Raw genomic sequence first — 21,068 nt, forward strand, 5'->3', positions numbered from 1 at the left:
TGTTTTCGGCAGGCTCACAGTTGCCGAACGTACTGGTGAGGCACCATACGAAGGGACGATGAACGATGTCGGACGACGAGAAGACAATCCGGGTGCTGATCGAGCGGTGGGCGGCCGCCGTGCACGCCGGCGACCTGGCTGCCGTTCTCGCCGATCACGCCCCCGACATCGTCATGTTCGACGTGCCGCCGCCGGACGAGGGCCTGCGCGGCATCGACGCCTACCAGGCCTCCTGGCCCGGCTTCTTCGAATGGCAGGCGCAAGGCGCGACCTTCGAAATCGTCTCACTGGACGTCACCGCAGGCACCGACGTCGCCTTCGCCCACGCCCTCCTGCTCTGCGGAACAGCCGAGGATTTCGCCAAGGACCCCAACCGCCGCCTCCGCCTCACCCTCGGCCTGCGCAAAGAAAACGGCCGGTGGATCGTCGCGCACGAACACCACTCGTTCCCAGACGCCAGCCTGCCTACGATCTGATCGGGCCGACGAGCGTTCGGTCGCCGGGGCATGCTGCAACAGGCTGACGGACGGCCCCAGCAACCGAATCATCCGATAGCGCGGCCGACAGGCAGCCTCGCCGCCGAATCGTCCCGCAGCGGGACCGACAGGGTCCTGTCGCAGACTCAACGGCAGGACAGCCAGTTCGGTCGCCAGGACATCCTGCAACAAGACTGACGGACAGCCCAGCAATCAAATCATCCGATAGCGCGGCCGACGGACGGTCCGACCACAACAGGACTAGTCGGCGAGGTGAGTTCATCATCGGGCGCTGAGAAAGCGGCGGTGGACGTCTTGTGGGGTGGCGATGTCTACCGTCGGTCCACGCGCACAACATCATTCGCCATCGGGGTAGGTTCGTCGATGGAGATGGTCGAGCTGATCAGTACTCCGGTGCTAGAGGTGAATAGTGCTGCGGCGGGACGTCTTCCGGGGGTGACGATTTCTACCGTCGGTCCATGCCAACAATACAATTCGCTGCTGTACTCGATGGTCGGTCGTCGGCGCGGCATCGCCGCGGCGGCGTGGTTGCCGCGGCCGCTGGTCGGTTGCATCGGCCGCTGATGTGGATGGCGGTCGTGATGGTCGTGCTCGTCGTTGTCAGTTTGGTGGCGATGTTCGTCGATGATCGCATGTTGCTCGGGGAGTCGGTGTGGTTGAAGCCGATGAAGTTCGGGATCGCGTTCGCACTGTATGGGCTCACGTTGGCTTGGCTGTTGTCGTTGCCGCACAGGGGAAGTCGCGTGACGTGGTGGTTGGGCACGGTGTTCGCGGTGACCGGGTTCGTCGATGTCGGGTTCATCGCGTTGCAGGCTGCGCGCGGCACCTTCAGCCACTTCAATTCCGAGACCGACGCGGTGAACGAGATCGGTCAGCAGGTGTTCCAGTCCGGCGTGCCCGGGCTGTTCTTCGCGAACCTGATCATCGTGCTGATCCTGTCCTGGCAGCGGCTGGTGGATCGGCCGACCGCACGGGCCATCCATGCCGGACTGTTCCTGGCGGTCGTCGGGATGATGCTCGGCTATCTGATGGGCTTCACCGGCAAACAGCTGGTCCGCGACGCCGACGGCAATGTCGTAGAACTGGTCGCCGGTCACACCGTCATCGACCCCGCGAACCGAGACCTGTCGCCACGTGATGCCGCGGCGGGTATGCCCATCACGCACTGGAGCACCATCGGCGGCGACCTCCGCGTCCCGCACTTCGTCGGCTTGCACGGCATTCAGTTCTTGCTGCTCGTCGTCGTCATCCTGGCCTGGCTGGCCCCGCGCTACCCCTGGCTACGCGCCGAACGCACCCGCGCGGCAGTCATCGGCGTGCTCGCCCTCGGCTATACCGGCTTCCTGGCCATCGTGTTCACCCAGGCGATGCGCGCGCAGTCACTCATCCACCCGGACGGCACCACGCTCATTTCCTTCGCCGGACTCATCGCAGGTGTCGCCGCGCTACTCGGTCTCATCTACTGGAGAGCCCGCGTCGAATCGAACGATCCCACCGCAGACGCCGAGATCGTCCCCCTCCGCCCGGCACCCGCCACACTGCACGCAGTCGCAGACCTGAAGGCTGACAACGAGTTCCAGGCCTAGCCACCGCCAGAAGTACCTGGCGTAGGTTCCGTGTTCTCGACGCGTGCATCGGCCAAGAGCACGTCGTTGCCCAAGTCGATGATGGGTCGCGGCCTGTCGCGACCGGTCAACGTAGACGTTCGGCGTCCCTGGTCAGTTCGAGCAGGGTTTTGCCTAGCATGGCCAGTTCGTCGGGGCTGGCGCCCTCTTCGATGGCGGTGGCTACGTCCTCGGCGGCGCAACGGGCGGCGAACCAGCGGTCGGCCAGGTCGGCGGCCTCCTGGGCGCTGAGCACGACGGAATCGTCGGGGATCCCGGTGCCCTTCAGACTGTTGCGGTTCTCGTAGGCGCGTTGGCGACAGGACTGGCGGCAGTACCGGCGACGACGTCCGGCCTCCGACTCCACGATCTCCCGCCCACACCACAGGCAGGACAGTTGGCGAGAGTGACGACGATCTGAGATGGAACACACCCCCTAGCGGGACAGCGAGCGGCGCGACATGACGCAGAACCTTAATGGTTCAACGGCTCGAAGCCGCTCAGCGACCCCCGGGAACCGCCGGACGGCAGGCGTGGCGAGGTCGGCGCGCCGTTGGCACTACAATGGAACGGTTCCGCGGCCCGTCGGGAACTATCGGCGCAGGCCCGTTCGTTGCACATAACGTCCAGCGAGCACCAAACGCTCGTACGGTCGCAGCAACAAGACTCGAGCACACAGGGAGAGGCACACCATGGCAGATCGCGTACTCCGGGGCAGTCGGCTCGGAGCGGTGAGCTACGAGACCGATCGCGACCACGACCTGGCTCCGCGTCGGATCGCCCGGTACCGCACCGACAACGGTGAAGAATTCGACGTCCCGTTCGCCGACGACGCCGAAATCCCCCCGACGTGGCTTTGCCGCAACGGTCAGGAAGGCATGCTGATCGAGGGCACCACCGTCGAGACCAAGAAGGTCAAGCCCCCGCGCACCCACTGGGACATGCTGCTGGAACGCCGCAGCAAGGAAGAGCTCGAGGAGCTGCTCAAGGAGCGCCTCGACCTCCTCAAGACCCGCCGCCGCGTCTAAAGGCACCTAGTCAGCCGAAAAGGCCGCCTACATCCCCCGATGAAGGCGGCCTTTCGCATACCCCAAGCAAGCTCCGAAGCTCCGTTCAAGATCATGGGGAACTGGTGGCGGCAAAGTTCGAGAAGCCCCCGCCACCAGTTCCCCATGATCTTGAAACCGGCCCGCATCGGCAGGATCCGCACCCCAACACGTGAATCCGCCCCCCTAAGTGCCCACAACCAGTGCGAATCCCCAAGAAAGGGTGCAGATCCCGGACGCCGAGGCCCTGGTCCGGGCCCAGCCTCTGGCCCTGGTCCGGGCCCGGCCTCGGCTCAGGCCCTGGTCCGGGCTCGACCACGGGTTCGGGCCCTACCCGGGCTCAACCTCGAAGCCGATACCCCGGCCCGGGCCCCGCCTCGACTCAAGCCCAGGCCCGGACTCGACCACGGGCTCAGGCCCTATCCGGGCTCAACCTCGAAGCCGATACCCCGGCCCGGGCCCCGCCTCGACTCAAGCCCAGGCCCGGACTCGACCACGGGCTCAGGCCCTATCCGGGCTCAACCTCGAAGCCGATACCCTGGCCCGGGCCCCGCCTCGACTCAAGCCCAGGCCCGGACTCGACCACGGGCTCAGGCCCTATCCGGGCTCAACCTCGAAGCCGATACCCTGGCCCGGGCCCGGCCTCGGCTCTGGCCCTGGTCCGGGCTCGGCCTCGGCTCTGGCCCAGGCCCGGACTCGACCACGGGCTCAGGCCCTATCCGGGCTCAACCTCGAAGCCGATACCCTGGCCCGGGCCCGGCCTCGGCTCTGGCCCTGGTCCGGGCTCGGCCTCGGCTCTGGCCCTGGCCCTGGCTCGACCGCGGGCTCAGGCCCTATTCGGGCTCGACCGCGACGCCGAGGCCCTGGTCCGGGCTCGACCGCGGGTTCGGGCCCTATTCGGGCTCAACCTCGACGCCGAGGCCCCGGTCCAGGCCCCGCCTCGGCTCGAGCCCTGGCCAGGGCTCGACCGCGGGCTCAGGCCCTATCCGAGCTCAACCTCGACGCCGAGGCCCTGGTCCTGGCTCGACCATGGGTTCGGACCCTGTCCGGGCTCGGGTTCGGGCTCAGGCCGGGCAGGGGGCGGGCCGCGCCGGGGACGGAGCCTGAAGTAATGCTGCCGATCGGCGCCTGACTCGCTCCAACGGACCTCGACTGCCGAACCCACAGGGCGTGCATACCTTTCACAGGGGCTCTACGCCCGCTGCCAGGTATGCATACTGTGTGAGCCCCCTCCTCCATACCGCCACACGATGACCACCTCTTGTCGAAAGCGTTTGTGACGCAACCACAGCCAGATGACCACGCTGGAACTTCCACCCCGCGCGCCTGACTGATAACTACAGCCGGGTACCGCAGGCGACGCGCCCAGCACTGCTGGGTAAACACCTGGGACGGTCCACCTTGACGGATGTCTCTTGGTATACCCGCCCAGGATCGAGTGCTGAGAGAAGTCCAAGGGTGTACTCCCCCAGGGTTTTCGGCGATCCGTGGGATACCCGAGTAGTGCTGAGCGCGTCAGGTGGGGTGCCCGACCTTCTCTGCCGCGGCCCGGGTGTGGGAAGTGGCGGTTGAGGAGGGGAGGACTGGCTGTGGTGCTGTTTTCGAGCGTTTTCCAAGTAGGACGGTCTCAGGTAGTGAGATCTTCATACCCAACGGGACATGGTGGCGGGAAAATGCGAGTGAGACCGCCCTCATGTCCCATACGGAGTGAGGTTGACCGTCCAACGGGACATGGTGGCGGAGAAGTGCGAGCGGGACCGCCCTCATGTCCCGGACGGAGTGACGTTGATCGTCCAACGGGACATGGTGGCGGGAAAGTGCGAGTACGGCCGCCATCATGTCCCGTTGGGCGCGCATCGTATGCCGTTGATCATGAAATGCCTACCCCCTGGGCCGAGCTGTTGGGGGCTGGCTGTGGTGCTGTTTTCGAGCGGCTTATTTGCGGGGATGGATTCGATATCGGGATCGACTTGGGTGCGGGCTGAATCGAAACGGCTAGTGGCTGGCGACCTTTCGGTAGCGCAGCAGTGCCAGAGGAACCGCTACAGCCAGGATGGCGAGTGAGCAGCCGACTGCGTATCCGACGCAGTGGTCGGCGGCCCATCCGGTGGGGTGGGCGAATGCGGGTGGGGCGTCGTTGTCGAAGAGTTTGCGGCCTGCGGCGGAGACGGCGGTGATCGGATTCCATTCGGCGATCGTGCGCAGCGGGCCGGGGAGGGTTTGTCCGGGGATGAAGGCCGAGGAGATGAAGGACAGGGGGAACAGCCAGATCAGGCCCGCGCTCTGCGCTACTTCGACATTCGGTGACATCAAGCCGGTGAGCGCGCCGACCCAGGACATCGCGAAGGCGAACAGCAGAATCACGCCGAAAGCGAGTGCGGCGTCAGCTATTCCGCCATTGATCCGCCAGCCGACCACATAACCGCAGCCGACCATCACCGCGACGCTGAGCACATTGACGACCAGATCGGACAGGGTACGACCCATCAATACCGCGAGCCGCGACATCGGCAGCGTGCGCATCCGATCGATGATGCCCTTCTGCAAATCACTGGCCAGGCCGACGGTGGTGAACGCCGCGTTGAAAGCGACTGTCTGCGTGAAGATTCCGGCCAGCAGGAATTCGCGATACTGACTGCCGCCCAGCGACCCACCGAAAATGTACGCGAACAGGAACACGAACATCAACGGCTGAATCGTCGCGGTCACCAACAACGTAGGCACCCGAAGAATGGTCAGCAGATTGCGGTGGGCAACGATCGCACTGTCTCGGAAGATTCGCAACCGTGGCCCCGAATCCAGCTGAACCACTTGCATTTTCGGCATATCCATGACAGCGGTCACGACAGGATCTCCTCTTGTACGTCATCGGTTTCTGGCTGGCGGTCGGCCGAATCGCGGGCCGAAGTGCCGGTGAGGGAAAGGAATACGTCGTCCAGGCTCGGCCGATGGACATTGGCGTCCACCACGCACACGCCAGCGTCGTCGAGGCGGCGCAGCGCTTCGACCATGGTGCGCGAGCCGTCGCCGACCACGATCGACGCCTCGTTGGTGTCGGCCTCGTGGCTCGGTTCGCCGATGCCGACCTGGGCCAGCACGGTCAGGGCAGGTTTGACGTCCTGTCCGGCGGCGAGGGTGACGGTGAGCCGGTCGCCGCCGATGGACATCTTCAGCTCGTCCGCCGACCCGCGCGCGATCACCCGGCCACGGTCGATGACGGTGATCCGGTCGGCGAGCAGATCGGCTTCTTCCAGGTACTGGGTGGTGAGCAGCACGGTGGTGCCGTCGTCGACGAGTTCGCCGATGACGCGCCACATGTCGAGCCTGCCGCGCGGGTCGAGTCCGGTGGTCGGTTCGTCCAGCACCACCACGGCGGGCCGGGCGACGAGCGCACCGGCCAGGTCGAGCCGCCGCGCCATACCGCCGGAGTAGGTGCCCGCCCTGCGGTCCGCCGCGTGCTCCAACCCGAACGCGCTCAACAGTTCCATCGCCCGGACCGTGGACTGCCGCGACGACATCCCGTACAGCCGGGCCACCATGCGCAGGTTCTCGTACCCGGACAGATTCGCGTCGACCGCGGCGTACTGGCCGGACAGACCGATCCGCCGCCGTGCCGCGCCCGGATTGCGCAGCACGTCTACCCCGGCCACCCGGACCGATCCGGCGTCCGGGCTGAGCAGGGTGGTGACGATGCGAACCGTCGTCGTTTTGCCGGCCCCGTTCGGCCCGAGCAGACCCATCACCGTGCCGGACGGAATCTGCAGGTCGATGTCGTCGAGTACGCGGATCTTGCCGTAGCTCTTGACCAGGCCGAGGACCTCTACCGCCAAGCTCACTGGTTTACCTCCACGAGCGATTCCCCCGGTCTGCGCACTTGGCCGTCCTGACGCAACTCCCCCGTTGTCGGGGCCGGTCTGTCGACGGCTCGACACGAGTCGGTTGTGGACGGGTGCTGCCCACTCACCTTTGCTTCTCCTTCTTTCGGATCCCGATGGCGGGTTTGTCGGAGCGCGAGCCGTTCTTGGCCCGTTTCGCGTCCCCGTTCAGCGGATGCGACCCGTTGGCCGAGGGCCGCTCGGGTTCGCCGTCCAGCTGACGGCGCAGCACCGAACCGATCGCGGCGAGCGATTCGGGTGCGGTCATTGCCGAGTGCCTGCACGGGAGTTCATGGTCGTTGATGTCGCCGGTGACGAACGGCTGCCACGCGGACGCGCGGCGCTCCGGATCGGCCCGGTTGATCTCGTCCGCGCCTGCGGTGAAGAACAGCAGGTCGCCGTCGAAGACGCGGGGCCGGAAGCCGTGTGCGAGCAGGGTGCCGTTGGTGTACCCGGCGTAGAGCCGTTCGAGGTGCTCGACGGTGAGCGCCGCGAACGGCCCCGGCCGCGCGCGCAGCAGCTCTGCCGCGTCGCGCAGGTTCATTGCGGGATCTATCGGTGCGTCGAGCTGATCGCTGCCGAATTCCTCGATGATCTCGGCCACGCTCGGGATCGCGTGCTCGAGCCAGGCATCGGAGAGCCGGTAGCTGTCCATCATCGACAGCAGCGCGACCTGCTCGCCCGCCTCTTGCAGCCGCACCGCCACCTCATGTGCGATCAGGCCGCCCAGCGACCAACCGAGCAGGTGATAGGGCCCGGTCGGCTGGATCGACTTGATATGTGCCACATACTGTCCGGCGGCTTCGGCGATCGAGGCGAAGCCGTCCTCGCCCGCGACGTGCGGTGCCTGCAGCCCGTACACCGGACGGTCCGGCGCGAGGTGCGCGAGCAGCCCCGAGTAGCACCAGGCAAGCCCGATCGCGGGATGGATGCAGAACAGCGGTGCCGCGGCACCGTTGGGACGGATCGGCAGCACCGGGCCAAGCGCCGCCGCGATACCCGCACCCGAGCCGTCGAGGCGGGCGGCGATGGCCGCCGGGGTCGCCTCGCCGAACATCAACTGCACCGGCAGGTCCAGACCGTTGGACCGCACCTGCGCAACAACTTTCGTGGCAAGCAGCGAGTTGCCGCCGAGTTCGAAGAACCCGTCGTCGGCGCCAACCGATTCCACGCCGAGCACCGCGGCGAAGGCCGCGCACAGCGCCGCCTCCGACGGGGTCGACGGCGCACGGTAGCCCTCGGCGGCGGCGAATACCGGTTCCGGCAATGCTTTTCGGTCCAGCTTGCCGACCGGACTGAGCGGCACCGCGTCGAGCAGCATGATCGATTGCGGCACCATGTAATTCGGCACCAGCTCGGCCACGTGCTCGGTGAGCTCCGGCGCCGTCACGTCGGTTCCGTTGCGCGCCTTGACATATGACACCAGTGCGGTGCTTCCCGCTGGCGTGCGATGCCCGATGGTTGTGGCGAACTCCACCGCGCCGTGCCGCGCCAGCGCCGCGTCGATCTCGCCGAGTTCGATACGGAAGCCACGGATCTTGACCTGATGATCAGTGCGCCCGACGTACTCGATCTCGCGACCCGAGCCCATACTGCGACCCGCGGACAGCGATCCCGCCCCGGTCCACCAGCGCACAAGATCGCCGGTTCGATACATCCGCTCCCCCGGCTTGCCATACGGATTCGCCACGAACCGCTGCGCCGTGAGGCCCGGCCGATTGAGATAGCCACGAGCCAACGCCGCACCGGACAGATGCAATTCGCCGGTGACGCCGACCGGTGCCGGGTGCAGGCGGGTGTCCAGGATGGTCGCGCTGACGCCACGGATCGGCCCGCCGATGGTGATCGGCCCGCCAGGCGTCAACGGCTGACCGATCACCGTGACGATGGTCGTCTCGGTGGGCCCGTACACGTTGTACAGGTTGCGGTTCGGCGCCCAGCGGGTGACCAGGTCCGGCGGCAGCGCCTCGCCGCCGACCAGCACGTGCCGCAGCTCGGTGACCCCGGTCGGGTCCACCGTGCCGAGCGCCGAGGTGGTGATGAACGCGTGCGTGATCGCCTCGTCGATGAACACCCTGGCCAGGTCTTCACCGCCGACCACACCGGGCGGCGTGATCACCAGGGTGGCCGCGCCGCCGAGGGCGAGCAGCAGGTCGAGCATCGCCGCGTCGAAGCTCGGTGTCGCGAAATGCAGGACACGGCAACCGGGTTGGACGTCGAAGCGCTGCGCGGTCTCGGCGGCGAAGTTGGACAAACCGCCGTGCGTGACCACCACCCCCTTCGGCGTTCCGGTCGACCCCGACGTGTAGATCACGTACGCCGGGTTGTCCATCCGCAGCGGCGCGGTGCGATCCGCCGCGGTGATCGGCGCGTCGGAGGAGTCGAGCACGAGCCCGCGGAAGTGCGCGTCGTCCAGCACGATCCACTCGACGCCGCCGGGCAACTCGGCCCGATAGTCGCCGAGGGTGATGCCGAGTTCCGCGCCGGAATCCGAGAGCATGTGCTCGATCCGGTGCGCCGGGTACAGCGGGTCGACGGGGACGAACGCGGCACCGGCCTTGGCCACCGCGAGCACCGTGGCCACCGACTCCACTGAACGCGGAATGCCAAGCGCCACCAGTGTTTCCGGCCCGACACCGCGCCGGATCAACACCCGAGCCAACCGGTTCGTCCACCGGTCGAGCGCGTCGTAGCTCACCTGAGTGTCCTCGGTACGCAACGCGATCGACTTGCGGTCGACATTCGCCGCCGCCTCGAACACCTCGGGGAAGGTGACCGGGCGGTCCGCCTCCGCACCGCGGACCGGGGCCAGCCCGGACCATTCGGCGGGATCGAGCAGCTCCAGATCCCCCACGGCCGTAGTCGGATTCGCGGCGACCGCGGCAAGCAGCCGGACGAGCCGCTTGCCGAGCCGCAGCGCGGTCTGCTCGTCGAACAGATCGCTGGCGTAGTTCACCGACAGCGTGATGCCCGCCGGATCCCGTTCCGGCGTCTGCGATTCGGTGAGCGTGAACTGCAGATCGAACTTGGCGATGCCGGTGTCGATATCGGCCGCCTCGATCCGCAGATCAGGCAGATCGAGCCCGGTCACCGGCTGGTTCTGCACCGAGAGCATCACCTGGAACATCGGGTGATGTGCTTGCGACCGTGCCGGATTCAGCACCTCGACGAGCCGCTCGAACGGCACGTCGGCGTGCGCGAACGCGTCGAGATCGGTGTCGCGGACGGTGTGCAGCAGATCGGTGAACCTGGCATCCGGATCGATCCGGGTGCGCAGGACGAGCGTGTTGACGAACATGCCGATCAGCCGGTCCAGCGCGGGGTGGCCGCGCCCGGCGATGGGCGTGCCGACGGTGATGTCGTCGGTCGCGGTCATCCGGTGCAGCAGCACCGCGAGCGCGGCGTGCAGCACCATGAACATGCTGACGTTGTTGCTGGTCGCGACCGTCCGCAGTTCCCGGTGGGTGTCCGCGTCGACCGTGCATTCGACGAGCCCGCCACGGTACGACGGCGTTGGCGGACGCCGTCGGTCCGCGGGGACGGTCAGCAGTTCAGGACTGCCGTCCAGGGCACGCCGCCAGTAGGCCAGCTGACGGCTCAGTACCGAGTCGGCGTCGTTCTCGGCGCCGAGCGTGTCCTGTTGCCACAGTGTGTAATCCGCGTACTGGACGGCGAGATCGGTCCATTCCGGCGTCCGCCCCGCGCAGGCCGCCCGGTAGGCGGTCGCCACGTCGAGCGCCATCGGCTCGAGCGACCAGCCGTCCATGGCGATGTGATGCACCACAAGCACCAGCACGTGTTCGTCGGACACCTCGGCCGGATTCTGTACCCCGGTGTCGCCGTCGGGCGATACCGAGATCAGCGCGGCCCGCATCGGCACCATGCCAGCGAGGTCGAATCCCGGTGCGGCGAAGCGCCGTACGGCATCGTCGACCTCTTCGGGGGTGACCGTCGCGACGAACAGCGTGATCGCGGCGGCGGCCAGATCGAGCACCTGCTGGGCCGGTTCGCCGTTGGTCTCGGGGAACACGGTCCGCAGCGTCTCGTGCCTGGCCTGCACCGCGTGCAACGCCATGACCAGCGCGTCGACATCGAGTGTGCCGTTCATCCGCAGCACGACCGGCACGTTGTAGGCGCCCGCCGTCCGGTCGGCCGATTCGCCGGATCCGTTGAACCGGTTGAGGAACCACAGTCGCCGCTGTGCCGCGGACAGCGGAATCCGCTCGGGCCGGTGCCGTCGTGCCAACGCCGGGCGCGCGTCCGAGCCCGCTGGCCCGGAATCGAGCAGCGCGGCGAGCGCGGCGACCCGAGGCGCGGCGAACACGGTGCGCACCTCGAGGCGGATGTTCGTCGCCGCGGCCAGCCGGGCGACGAGTTGCGTTGCCAGCAGCGAGTTTCCGCCGATGTCGAAGAAGCTGTCGTCGGCCCGTACCGCGTCGACGCCGACCAGTTCCGCCATCACCCTGGCGACCAGCCGCTCCGATTCGGTCTCCGGCGCGCGCGTCGCGACATCGGCGACGAGTTGCGGTTCGGGCAGCGCGGCGGTATCGAGCTTGCCCACCGGCGTCAACGGAATATGTTCCAGCACAGTGATACTCGCTGGCACCATGTGCGACGGCAACTGCGCGCCCACATGGGCGCGCACCGCCTCCACATCCACACCTGCGTGCTCGTCGGAGGCCTGCACAAAGGACACGATCCGATCGGCGCCCGCGATCTGGCGAACCTCGGTGTGCGCGAACCGCACTCCGGGGTGCTCGCCGAGCGCGGCGGTGATCTCGCCGAGCTCGATGCGGAAGCCGCGCACCTTCACCTGATGGTCGCTGCGGCCGAGGTAGCACAGTTCACCGGCGGCGTTCCAGCGCACCACGTCACCGGTGCGGTACAGCCGCGCTCCGGCGGGACCGTACGGGTCGGCCACGAAACGCGCCGCGGTGAGCCCGAATCGGTCGAAGTAGCCGCGCGCCACGCCGTAGCCGCCGAGGTACAGCTCGCCTGGCACACCGACCGGCACCGCGCGCAGCCGCTCATCGAGAACCAGCGCGCGTGCCCCGCGCACCAGCGTGCCGATGGTGACCGGCCGATCGGGTGCCATCGGCTCGGAGATGGTGATAACGATGGTCGTCTCGGTGGGCCCATACATGTTGTGCAGGTGGCGATTCGGCGCCCAGCGGGCGACCAGGTCCGGTGCGCAGGCCTCCCCGCCGACCATCAGCGCGCGCAGGTGCGGCAGCGGCCAGCGGTCCTGGTCGATGGTCGACAGCGCCGCCGGGGTGATGAAGGCGTGGGTGATCCGCTCGCGTTCCATCAGCGCGGCGAGCTCGTCGCCGCCGTAGATATCGGGCGGGCAGATCACCATCGCGGCACCGGATCCGATCGCAAGCAGCAGCTCGAGCACGGCCGCGTCGAAGCTCGGCGAGGCGAAGTGCAGGGTGCGCGATTCGCGGTCGACCCGCATCCGGTCGCGGAGTTCGTCCGCGAAATTGGACAGTCCGGCGTGGGTTACCGCGACGCCCTTGGGTTTTCCGGTCGAGCCCGAGGTGTAGATCAGGTAGGCGAGATCGTCCACCTCGATGGTGCACAGCCGGTCCAGGTCGTCGACCAGCGCGTCGTCGTGGTTGTCGAGTTCGGTGGCGAAGTCGGGATCGTCGAGCAGCACCCAGTCCGTCGCCGGGCCGTCCATGGCGGCCGCGTGTAACTGCTCGGCGTACGCGCTGGCGGTGACACCGAGCCAGCAGCCGGCGTCGGTCAGCATGTGCCTGATCCGGTCGGCCGGATAGTTCGGGTCGACCGGCACGAACGCGGCGCCGGTCTTGACCACGGCGAGCACCGTGATGACGGATTCGATCGATCGGGTGAGCCCGAGCGCGACCCGGTCCCCCGAGCCGATATCACGCGCGAGGAGTGCGCGGGCCAGCCGATTCGAGCGGCGATCCACCTCGGCGTAGGTGAGCGTGGTACTGCCCCACTGCAGGGCGGTGCGCTGCGGGTGCATGTGCGCGGTGGCGGTGAAGTACGCGGGCAGCGTGCACTGCGGCATCGTCGCCCCGCCGGTCGCCGGGGCGAACAGGCGTCGTTCGCGCTCGGTACGAGCGTCGATGTCGCGCACCAGGACTCGCGGATCAGCGGTGACCGACGCGAGCACGCGCAGGAACCGGTCGGCCAGGGTATGGATCGTCGACTCGTCGAAAAGCTCGGCCGCATAGACGAATTCGAAGGCCTGCCCGGGTTCGCCCGGTCCGGCGTCGCAGCCGATGTGCGCGACCCGCAGTTCCAGGTCGAACTTGGCGAGTGCGATATCGAGTTCCTCGGCGCGCAGCGCGAGACCCGGCAATTCCAGCATCGGGACGGGCCCGTCCTGCACGCTCAGCGCCACCTGGAACAACGGATGGCGACCGGAAGCCCGTGCGTCGCGGCCCAATTCCTCCACGATGCGTTCGAACGGAATGTCGGCGTGCGCCATCGCGGCAAGCTCGGTGTCCCGATCGGCACGCAGCAACCCCGCGAAGGTGTGGTCCGGGTCGACGTCGGAACGCAGCACCAGCGTGTTGACGAACATGCCGACCAGCTCGTCGAGCTTGGTGTCGGTGCGCCCCGCGACCGGTGTGCCGATCACGATGTCGCGGCCGCCGGTGACCGAGCGAAGCAGCACCGCGAGCGCCGAGCGCAGCACCATGAACATGCTCACGCCCTGTTCCCTGCCGAGGTCGGCGAGGGCGTGCTGCACCGGTTCGGGCACCGTGAACTTCACCGTGCCCGCCCGCTGCGTCGGTTCCGCGGGCCGCGGCCGGTCGTAGGGCAGCGGGAGTTCGTCGGGCAGGTCGGCGAGCGCGGTCCGCCAGTACGCCAACTGGTTGCCCGCGAGGCTGCCCTGGTCGTTCTCGTCGCCGAGGCAGGCACGCTGCCACAGCCCGAAGTCGGCGTACTGCACCGGAAGTGGCGCCCACGCGGGCGCGGTGCCCTCGTGCCTCGCCACATAGGCAGCGGCCAGGTCCCTGGTCAGCGGGCCGAGCGACCAGCCGTCGGCGGCGATGTGGTGCACCACGATGCCGAGCAAGTAGCGCTCGGATGCGGTGCGCAGCAACGTCGTTCGCAGCGGAGTGGTGCGAACGAGATCGAAGCCGGTGTGCGCGAGGGTGCGCAGTGCGGCCGCGGCGCCCGCGTCGTCGGTGTCGATCGGGTCGATGCTCGGCAGCGCGCGAGCGGTCGGCAGCACCGACTGCTGTGCCCCGTTGCTGTCCTCCGGGAAAACCGTGCGCAACACTTCGTGCCGCTCGATGACGTCGGTGAGCGCCGCGCGCAGCGCCGCCACATCCAACTCACCGGCGATTCGGATAACGAAAGCGATGTTATATGCGCTCGATTCGGGAGAATATCGATTGAGGAACCACAGTCGCTGCTGCGGCAGCGACAATGGAATGCGTCCCGGACGCGTGGTCTGCACAGCCAGCGCCAACCGCTGCGTCCGGGGCGCTTCCGTGAGCCGCTCGGCGACACCCGCGACGGTCGGCGCCTCGAAGATCACCCGCACCGGCAGGTCGACATCGAACTCCGCGTGCAGTGCCGCGGCCAGCCTGGTGGCAAGCAGCGAGTTGCCGCCGACGTCGAAGAAGCTGTCTTCCGCCCCGGTGACGGGACGGCCGAGAATGTCGCCGAACACTCCGGCGACCCGCAACTCCAGCTCCGTGCGCGGCGCGCGCGAGGAACCGATGGCAGCGAAGACGGGTTCCGGGAACGCCTTTCGATCCAGCTTGCCCGCCGGAGTGACCGGCAGCTCGTCCAGCACGATGACCGAGGCGGGCACCATGTATCCGGGCAGCCGCTGCCGCGCGGTCTCGATGACCGCCGCGGCCTGCACCGGCTGCTCCGCCGTGACGTACGAGGCGAGCCGCGCCCGGCCCTGCTCGTCGGTATGCACCACGGTCAGCGCGAAACTCACCCCGGGGTGGCCACGCAGCACATGGTCGACCTCGCGCAGCTCGATGCGGAACCCGCGGATCTTGATCTGGTCGTCGGCGCGGCCGAGGAACCGCAGCTGTCCGCCCGGTTCGATAACCACCAGGTCGCCGGTGCGGTACATGCGCTCGCCCCGCCTGCCGTGCGGGTTGGCCGGGAACCGCTGCGCGGTCATGCCGAAACGGCCGTGATAGCCGCGCGCCAGGCCGGGCCCGGACAGATACAGCTCGCCCGGCGTACCAGGCGGCACCGGATGCAGCCGTCCGTCCAGCACGAACAGCCGCATGCCGCGGATCGGCCTGCCGAGCGGCACCGGGCGACCAGGCACCATCGGACCGGTCGCGGTGGCCGCGACGGTCGCCTCCGATGGACCGTACATGTTGTGCATGCGGTGCTCGACCGACCAGGTTTCGACGAGCTCCTCGTCGCACGCCTCACCGCCGACGATGACCGCCTCGAGCTCGTCGAGCCCCTCGGTCGGCACGGTGGCCAGCGCGGCGGGGGTGACGAAGGCGTGGGTGACCCGTTCGTCGCGTAAGAACGCGGCGAGTTCGGTGCCGCCGTACAGGCCCGCCGGTGCGACGACGATGGTCGCGCCCGCCGCGAAACCGAGCAGCAGTTCCAGCACCGACGCGTCGAAGCTCGGCGACGAGAAGTGCAGTGTCCGTGCCGAATCCGAGACACCGAACAGGTGCATCTGCTCGTGTGCGAGCGAGGCGAGCCCGGCGTGGGTGATCACCACCGCCTTCGGCATGCCGGTCGAGCCGGAGGTGTAGATGAGGTAGGCCGGATGCACCGTGCACAGCGGATGATGCCGGTCGGCATCGGTGATGGGACCCGTTGAGTAGTCCACGGATTCGGCGGCCAGCTCCTCGGAGCCGAACACCAGCCAGTCGACGTTGTTCTTGCGGTGCTTACCGCGCGGCGCGGGCCATTCCGGCAGGGCGGCAAGACATTCGGCATCGGTCAGGCCGAGGATGGCGCCGGAGTCGCCGATCATGTGCGCGATCCGCTCGCCCGGGTAGCCCGGATCGACCGGCACATATGCCGCACCGGTTTTCGCGACGGCCCACACGGCGGTGATGGCGTCGAGGCCGCGCGGCAGCGCGATCGCGACGACCACCTCGGGACCGGCGCCGTGTTCGATCAGCGCGCGGGCCAGCTTGTTCGACGTTTCGTCGAGCTCGCGGTAGGTGGTGTCGATGCCGAGGTAGCGCACCGCCACCGCATCCGGCAGCCGTTCGGCGGTGTCGGTGAGCAGCTGGGCCAGCGTGCTGAACGGCTCGGCGGGCGAGCCCGCGATCGGTACCAGGTTGGCGAGTTCGCGGCGATCGAGGATGGTCAGGTCACCGATCGGCATGCTCGGCGCGGCGACCACCGCGTTGAGCACGGCGACGAAGCGGCGGGCGAACGACTCGACCGTCGCGCTGTCGAAAATATCGGTGGCGTAACCGAATTCGGCGGTCAGCGGGCCGTCGGAGATATCGTCGTGCACCACAAGCTGCAGATCGAACTTGGCGATGCCGGAGACGATCGGCAGCACCTCGGCCCGCAGGCCGGACAGCTCGACGTGCAGGTCCGGCGCGCGGTCGTAGGACAGCATCACCTGGAACAGCGGATGCCTGGCAGCCGAGCGTTCCGGGTTGACGACCTCGACCAGCCGCTCGAACGGCACGTCGGCGTTGGCGAAGGCGTTGAGGTCGGTCTCGCGCACCACGTCGAGCATGCGGTCGAAGCCCGCGGCGGGATCGACCTCGGTGCGCAGTACCAGCGTGTTCACGAACATGCCGACCAGCTCGTCGAGGGCAGGATCGGAGCGACCGGCGATCGGGGTGCCGATGGCGATGTCGGTGCTCGCGCACAGCCGCGCCAGCAGCGTGGCGAGTGCGGCGTGCAGCACCATGAACATGCTCACGCCCCGGGTGGCCGCCAGTTCGCCTGCGGCGCGGCGGATTTCGGGGGCGATGGTGAATTCGACCCGGTCGCCGGTGGTGGACCGGCGCAGCGGGCGCGGGCGGTCCAATGGCAGATCGAGCTGGTCCGGCAGCCCGGCCAGCGCCGAACGCCAGTGCGTCAGTTGACCACTCAGCGCGCTCGCCGGATCGGATTCGGCGCCGAGCAGTTCGCGCTGCCACAGCGCGAAATCGGCGTACTGCACCGGCAGCGGCGTCCAGCGCGGCGCGGCGCCCTCGGTGCGCGCCGAGACCGCGGTCATCAGGTCCCTGGCCAGCGGCGCGATCGACCAGCCGTCACCGCAAATGTGGTGCAGCACAAGCAGAAACACCCAGCTGTCCGGTCCGGTGGCGTAGAGCGCCACCCGGACCGGGGCCTGGATGCGCAGATCGAAACCGTACCCGGCGAATTCGGTGGCCAGCGCGGCGACATCGGCGCCGGTGGCGTCGATCGGGTCGAGGGTGAGCGGGATCTCGGCGGCCGGATGGATCAGCTGGCACGGTCCGTCCGCCGCCTCGGGAAACGTGGTACGCAGGCTCTCGTGCCGTTCGATCACGTCGACCAGACCGGCACGCAACGCCTCGACGTCGAGTACCCCCTCGATCCGGACGGCGAGTGGCATGTTGTAGGCCGCGGCGTGTTCGGCGAACCGGTTGAGGATCCACAGTCGCTGCTGTGCCAGCGACAGCGGAATCCGTTCCGGGCGCACGGCCGCAACGAGTTTCGGCGAGGCGACGTCGGCGGTGTTGGTGGCGAAGCACTGGGTGAGCGCGGCGATGGTCGACGCCTCGAACAGGTCGCGGATGGTCAGCCCGGTGCCGAGGGCGGCATTGATCCTGGCCACCGCGCGGGCGGCGATGAGCGAATTGCCGCCGAGGTCGAAGAAGCTGTCCTCGACGCCGATATCGTCGGTGCCGAGCACCTCCGCGAAGACGCCCGCGAGCACCCGCTCCACCTCGGTGCGCGGCTCGGCGGTCGATCTGTTCGCCGAACGGGCACCCAGCGCGGGCGCGGGCAGCGCCTTGCGGTCGATCTTGCCGTTGGCGCTCAGTGGCAGCTCGTCGAGTTCCATCAGCGCGGACGGCACCATGTACGCGGGCAGGGTGCGGCGCAGCGCGGTGAGCAGTGCGGCCGTGTCGATGCGGGAGACCGGGTGCGGACCGCTGACACTGGGCACCGCTGGCCGATACTCCTCGGCGTCCAGTGTCGCGACGACGTAGGCGACCAGTTCGTCGCCGTTGCGTCCGGTGTGCGCCACGCAGACCGCCCTTGCCACGCGGTCGTCGGCAAGCAGCGCCGCCTCGATCTCGCCGAGTTCGATGCGCAGGCCGCGGATCTTGACCTGAAAGTCGCTGCGGCCCATGTATTCCAGCACGCCGGGGCGCCCGGTCGCGAGCTGCCAGCGGGCCAGGTCACCGGTGCGGTACATCCGCATGCCCGGGGTGAACGGGTTCGCCACGAAGCGATCGGCGGTGAGCCGGGGCTGGCCGAGGTAGCCGCGGGCCAGCTGCACACCGGCCAGATACAGCTCGCCGACCACGCCGGGAGGCACCGGGCGCAGGCGCGAATCCAGTACGTAGGTCTGGGTATTCCAGACCGGTGAGCCGATCGGCACGTTCGCCGGGTCGGCGGTGCACGGCCAGTAGGTGACGTCGACCGCGGCTTCGGTCGGGCCGTAAAGGTTGTGCAGCGCGGGTGTGTGCCTGGGGACGGTAGCCGGCGGGGTGGGTAAACGCAGCGCGGCATGGAAGTCGCGGACCGTCGCGGCGGGCAGCGCCTCACCGCTGCAGAACACCTGGCGCAGGGCGGTGCAGCCGCGCACGTCGGTGTCGGTGACGAAGACCGACAGCATGGATGGCACGAAATGCGCTGTGGTGATGTGCTTTTCGGTGATCAACCGGGCCAGGTAGCCGGGGTCGCGGTGACCGTCATGCTCGGCGACGACCAGTCGCGCGCCGATCTGCAAGGGCCAGAAGAACTCCCACACCGAGACGTCGAAGGTGGCCGGGGTCTTCTGCAGGACCGCGTCGGTGTGGTCGAGCGGATACTCGTGCTGCATCCAGCGCAACCGGTTGACGATCGCGGCGTGAGTGACGCCAACGCCCTTGGGTTTTCCGGTCGAGCCGGAGGTGAAGATGATGTAGGCGAGGTGGTCGGGACGCAGCGCGGCCGTGCGGTCGGCATCGGTGATCGGGGCGCTGTCGAAGCCGGACAGGTCGACGGTGTCGATGGCGAGCTGATGCACGGGCAGGGTGAGTTCGTCGCGGTCCGCGGTGAGTACGCAGACCGGTGCCGCCTGGCGCACGATCTGCTCGATGCGTTCGGCCGGATGCTCGGGATCGAGCGGCAGGTAGGCCGCGCCCGCCTTGACGATCGCGTACATGCCGACGACGAGGTCGAGGCTGCGGCGCAGGCACAGCGCGACCGACTGCTCCGGGCCTGCGCCGCGGGCGATGAGCAGCCGGGCGAGCCGGTTGGCACGGTCGTCGAGTTCGCGATAGGTCAGCGTCCCGAAGGGACTCATCGAGGGGTGGTGGTCCGGCGACGGGAGGGCCAGTGCGTCGTCGCCGAATTCGAGGGCGACGGCGTCGGGGCAGCTCGCGGCGCGCTCGGCGAACAGGCTCGCGAGGGTGCCGGTGTGCGGTGGGGTCTCGGTCGCGTTCCAGTCGTACAGGACGCGGTCGCGTTCGGTCGCCGTGATCGCGGTGAGCGTCTCGGCGAGGGTGTCCGGTGCCGCGGTGAGGAAACGGGTGAGGAAGTCGACGTAGCGGTCGTGGTGGGTGGTCACCTCGGTGTCGCTGTAGAGCCGGGGGTTGGCCTCGAAGTCGACGTGGATGCGATTGCCGACGCCGTTGTACACGTTGACCGACAGGTCCTCGACGGGTCCGGTGGCCAGCACGTTGAACGAGCCGACCAGGCTGCCGAACTTCAGCTCGTTGTGGAACAGCATGATGTTGACCATCGGGCCGAAGAAGCCGCGCGCGTCGCGGGAGTAGCCGCTGTCGCGGCGGATGTCGTCGTGCCGGTAGCGCTGATGGCGCAGCGCGCCGGTGATCTGCAGCTCAGTAGCCTTCACCAGGTCGGCGATGGTGGTCTTCGCGGTGAACTTCAACCGGATCGGCACCACGTTGGACACCACACCCGCCGAGCGGCGCAGCGAGACCGTGGTGCGCGCGGACATCGGCAGACTCAGCACCACATCCGAATTGCCGGTCACCGACCGCACATACGCGCCGAGCGCCGCGACGAACAGCGCGGAGTTGGCGGTGCCGAAGGTGGTGGTCGCCGCGTCCATCGCGGACTGGCAGTGATCGTCGAGCACGGCGGTGGCGGTGCGCCTGCCCGCCTCGTGCGTCACGGCGGTGACGATGGCGCCGCTGAGGCTCATCGGCTCGCCCGCGCCCGCCAGCTGCTCGAGCCAGTAGTCGCGGTCGGCGCGGAACCTGCTGGAATCCCGGTAGCGCAGCTCGTCGGCGTACATCTCGGCCAGCGGTGTCGCGCGGGAGGCCACCGGCTCGGTGTGGTTCTCCAGCGCGGTGTAGATCTCCGCGGTGCGGGTGAGCGCGTTCATCGCGCCGTATCCGTCGATCACGATGTGATGGGCACGGGCGTACCAGATGTAGTCCGAATCTCCGGTCCGCAGTACCACATTGGTGCTGAGCGGGTCGCGTTCCAGATCGATCGGCGAGCTGGCGTGCTCGCTCATCCAGCGTCGCGCCGCCGCCTTCGGGTCCGCCTCGCCGCGCAGGTCGAGCCGGGCCCACCCGGGGCGACGGGTGGAATCGATGCGCTGATGCGGGATTCCGTCGATCTCCAGCAGCCGCACGTGACCGACCTGCGCCTCCGCGCCGAAGCGCTCGATCGCGTAGAGCAACCGCCCGACATCCAGGTCGCCGTGGATCTCCACGTACTGGGCGATGGTCAACGGCACATCCGGGCGTATCCGCTGCGCGTACCAGAGCGCGGTCTGCGCTGGCGACAGAACGAACGGTTGTGCCGAGAATTCGCCGGATGAACATTGGTCGACGCGATCCGTGGCCAATGAACTCATCAATCACTCCGTTCTGCCGCTGTTGACGCCACTCTCCGAGCAACGCCGCACCGTCGGCGCGCGTGCGCCGACGGTGGACGTGATCT

The 21,068-nt window shown here is 68.3% G+C and carries 7 protein-coding genes; 3 read left to right on the forward strand and 4 right to left on the reverse strand.

The window, feature by feature from the left end:
* Window positions 1-65 precede the first annotated feature (65 nt).
* Together OG203_RS07960 and OG203_RS07965 are read left to right on the forward strand one after the other, a co-directional pair.
* Window positions 66-476 carry a YybH family protein gene (locus OG203_RS07960; protein WP_405165031.1) on the forward strand — a complete coding sequence of 137 codons (411 nt, stop codon included), beginning with the start codon at window positions 66-68 and terminating at the stop codon, window positions 474-476.
* Window positions 477-955: 479 nt separating this feature from the next.
* Window positions 956-2,083: a hypothetical protein gene (locus OG203_RS07965; RefSeq protein ID WP_405165032.1), complete on the forward strand. Its 1,128-nt coding sequence runs from the start codon at window positions 956-958 to the stop codon at window positions 2,081-2,083.
* A 106-nt stretch (window positions 2,084-2,189) separates the two neighbouring features.
* Here the strand turns inward: OG203_RS07965 and OG203_RS07970 are convergent, their stop codons facing one another.
* Window positions 2,190-2,525, reverse strand: a complete 336-nt coding sequence (locus OG203_RS07970; protein WP_396973060.1) for a hypothetical protein — start codon at window positions 2,523-2,525, stop codon at window positions 2,190-2,192.
* A gap of 268 nt (window positions 2,526-2,793) precedes the next feature.
* Between OG203_RS07970 and OG203_RS07975 the strand changes: the two genes are divergently transcribed.
* Window positions 2,794-3,129, forward strand: a complete 336-nt coding sequence (locus tag OG203_RS07975) for an RNA polymerase-binding protein RbpA (RefSeq protein ID WP_040731279.1) — start codon at window positions 2,794-2,796, stop codon at window positions 3,127-3,129.
* Window positions 3,130-5,142: 2,013 nt separating this feature from the next.
* Here OG203_RS07975 and OG203_RS07980 read toward each other — a convergent pair.
* The 3 genes from OG203_RS07980 to OG203_RS07990 form a co-directional block, all read right to left on the reverse strand.
* Window positions 5,143-5,925: an ABC transporter permease gene (locus tag OG203_RS07980; RefSeq protein WP_405167792.1), complete on the reverse strand. Its 783-nt coding sequence runs from the start codon at window positions 5,923-5,925 to the stop codon at window positions 5,143-5,145.
* 62 nt (window positions 5,926-5,987) lie between these two features.
* Window positions 5,988-6,983, reverse strand: a complete 996-nt coding sequence (locus tag OG203_RS07985; RefSeq protein WP_405165033.1) for an ATP-binding cassette domain-containing protein — start codon at window positions 6,981-6,983, stop codon at window positions 5,988-5,990.
* A 124-nt stretch (window positions 6,984-7,107) separates the two neighbouring features.
* Window positions 7,108-20,982 carry an amino acid adenylation domain-containing protein gene (locus OG203_RS07990; RefSeq protein ID WP_405165034.1) on the reverse strand — a complete coding sequence of 4,625 codons (13,875 nt, stop codon included), beginning with the start codon at window positions 20,980-20,982 and terminating at the stop codon, window positions 7,108-7,110.
* Window positions 20,983-21,068: the final 86 nt, after the last annotated feature.

Origin of the sequence: Nocardia sp. NBC_01499 (assembly GCF_045040275.1) — a bacterium.
Classification (GTDB): Bacteria; Actinomycetota; Actinomycetes; order Mycobacteriales; family Mycobacteriaceae; genus Nocardia.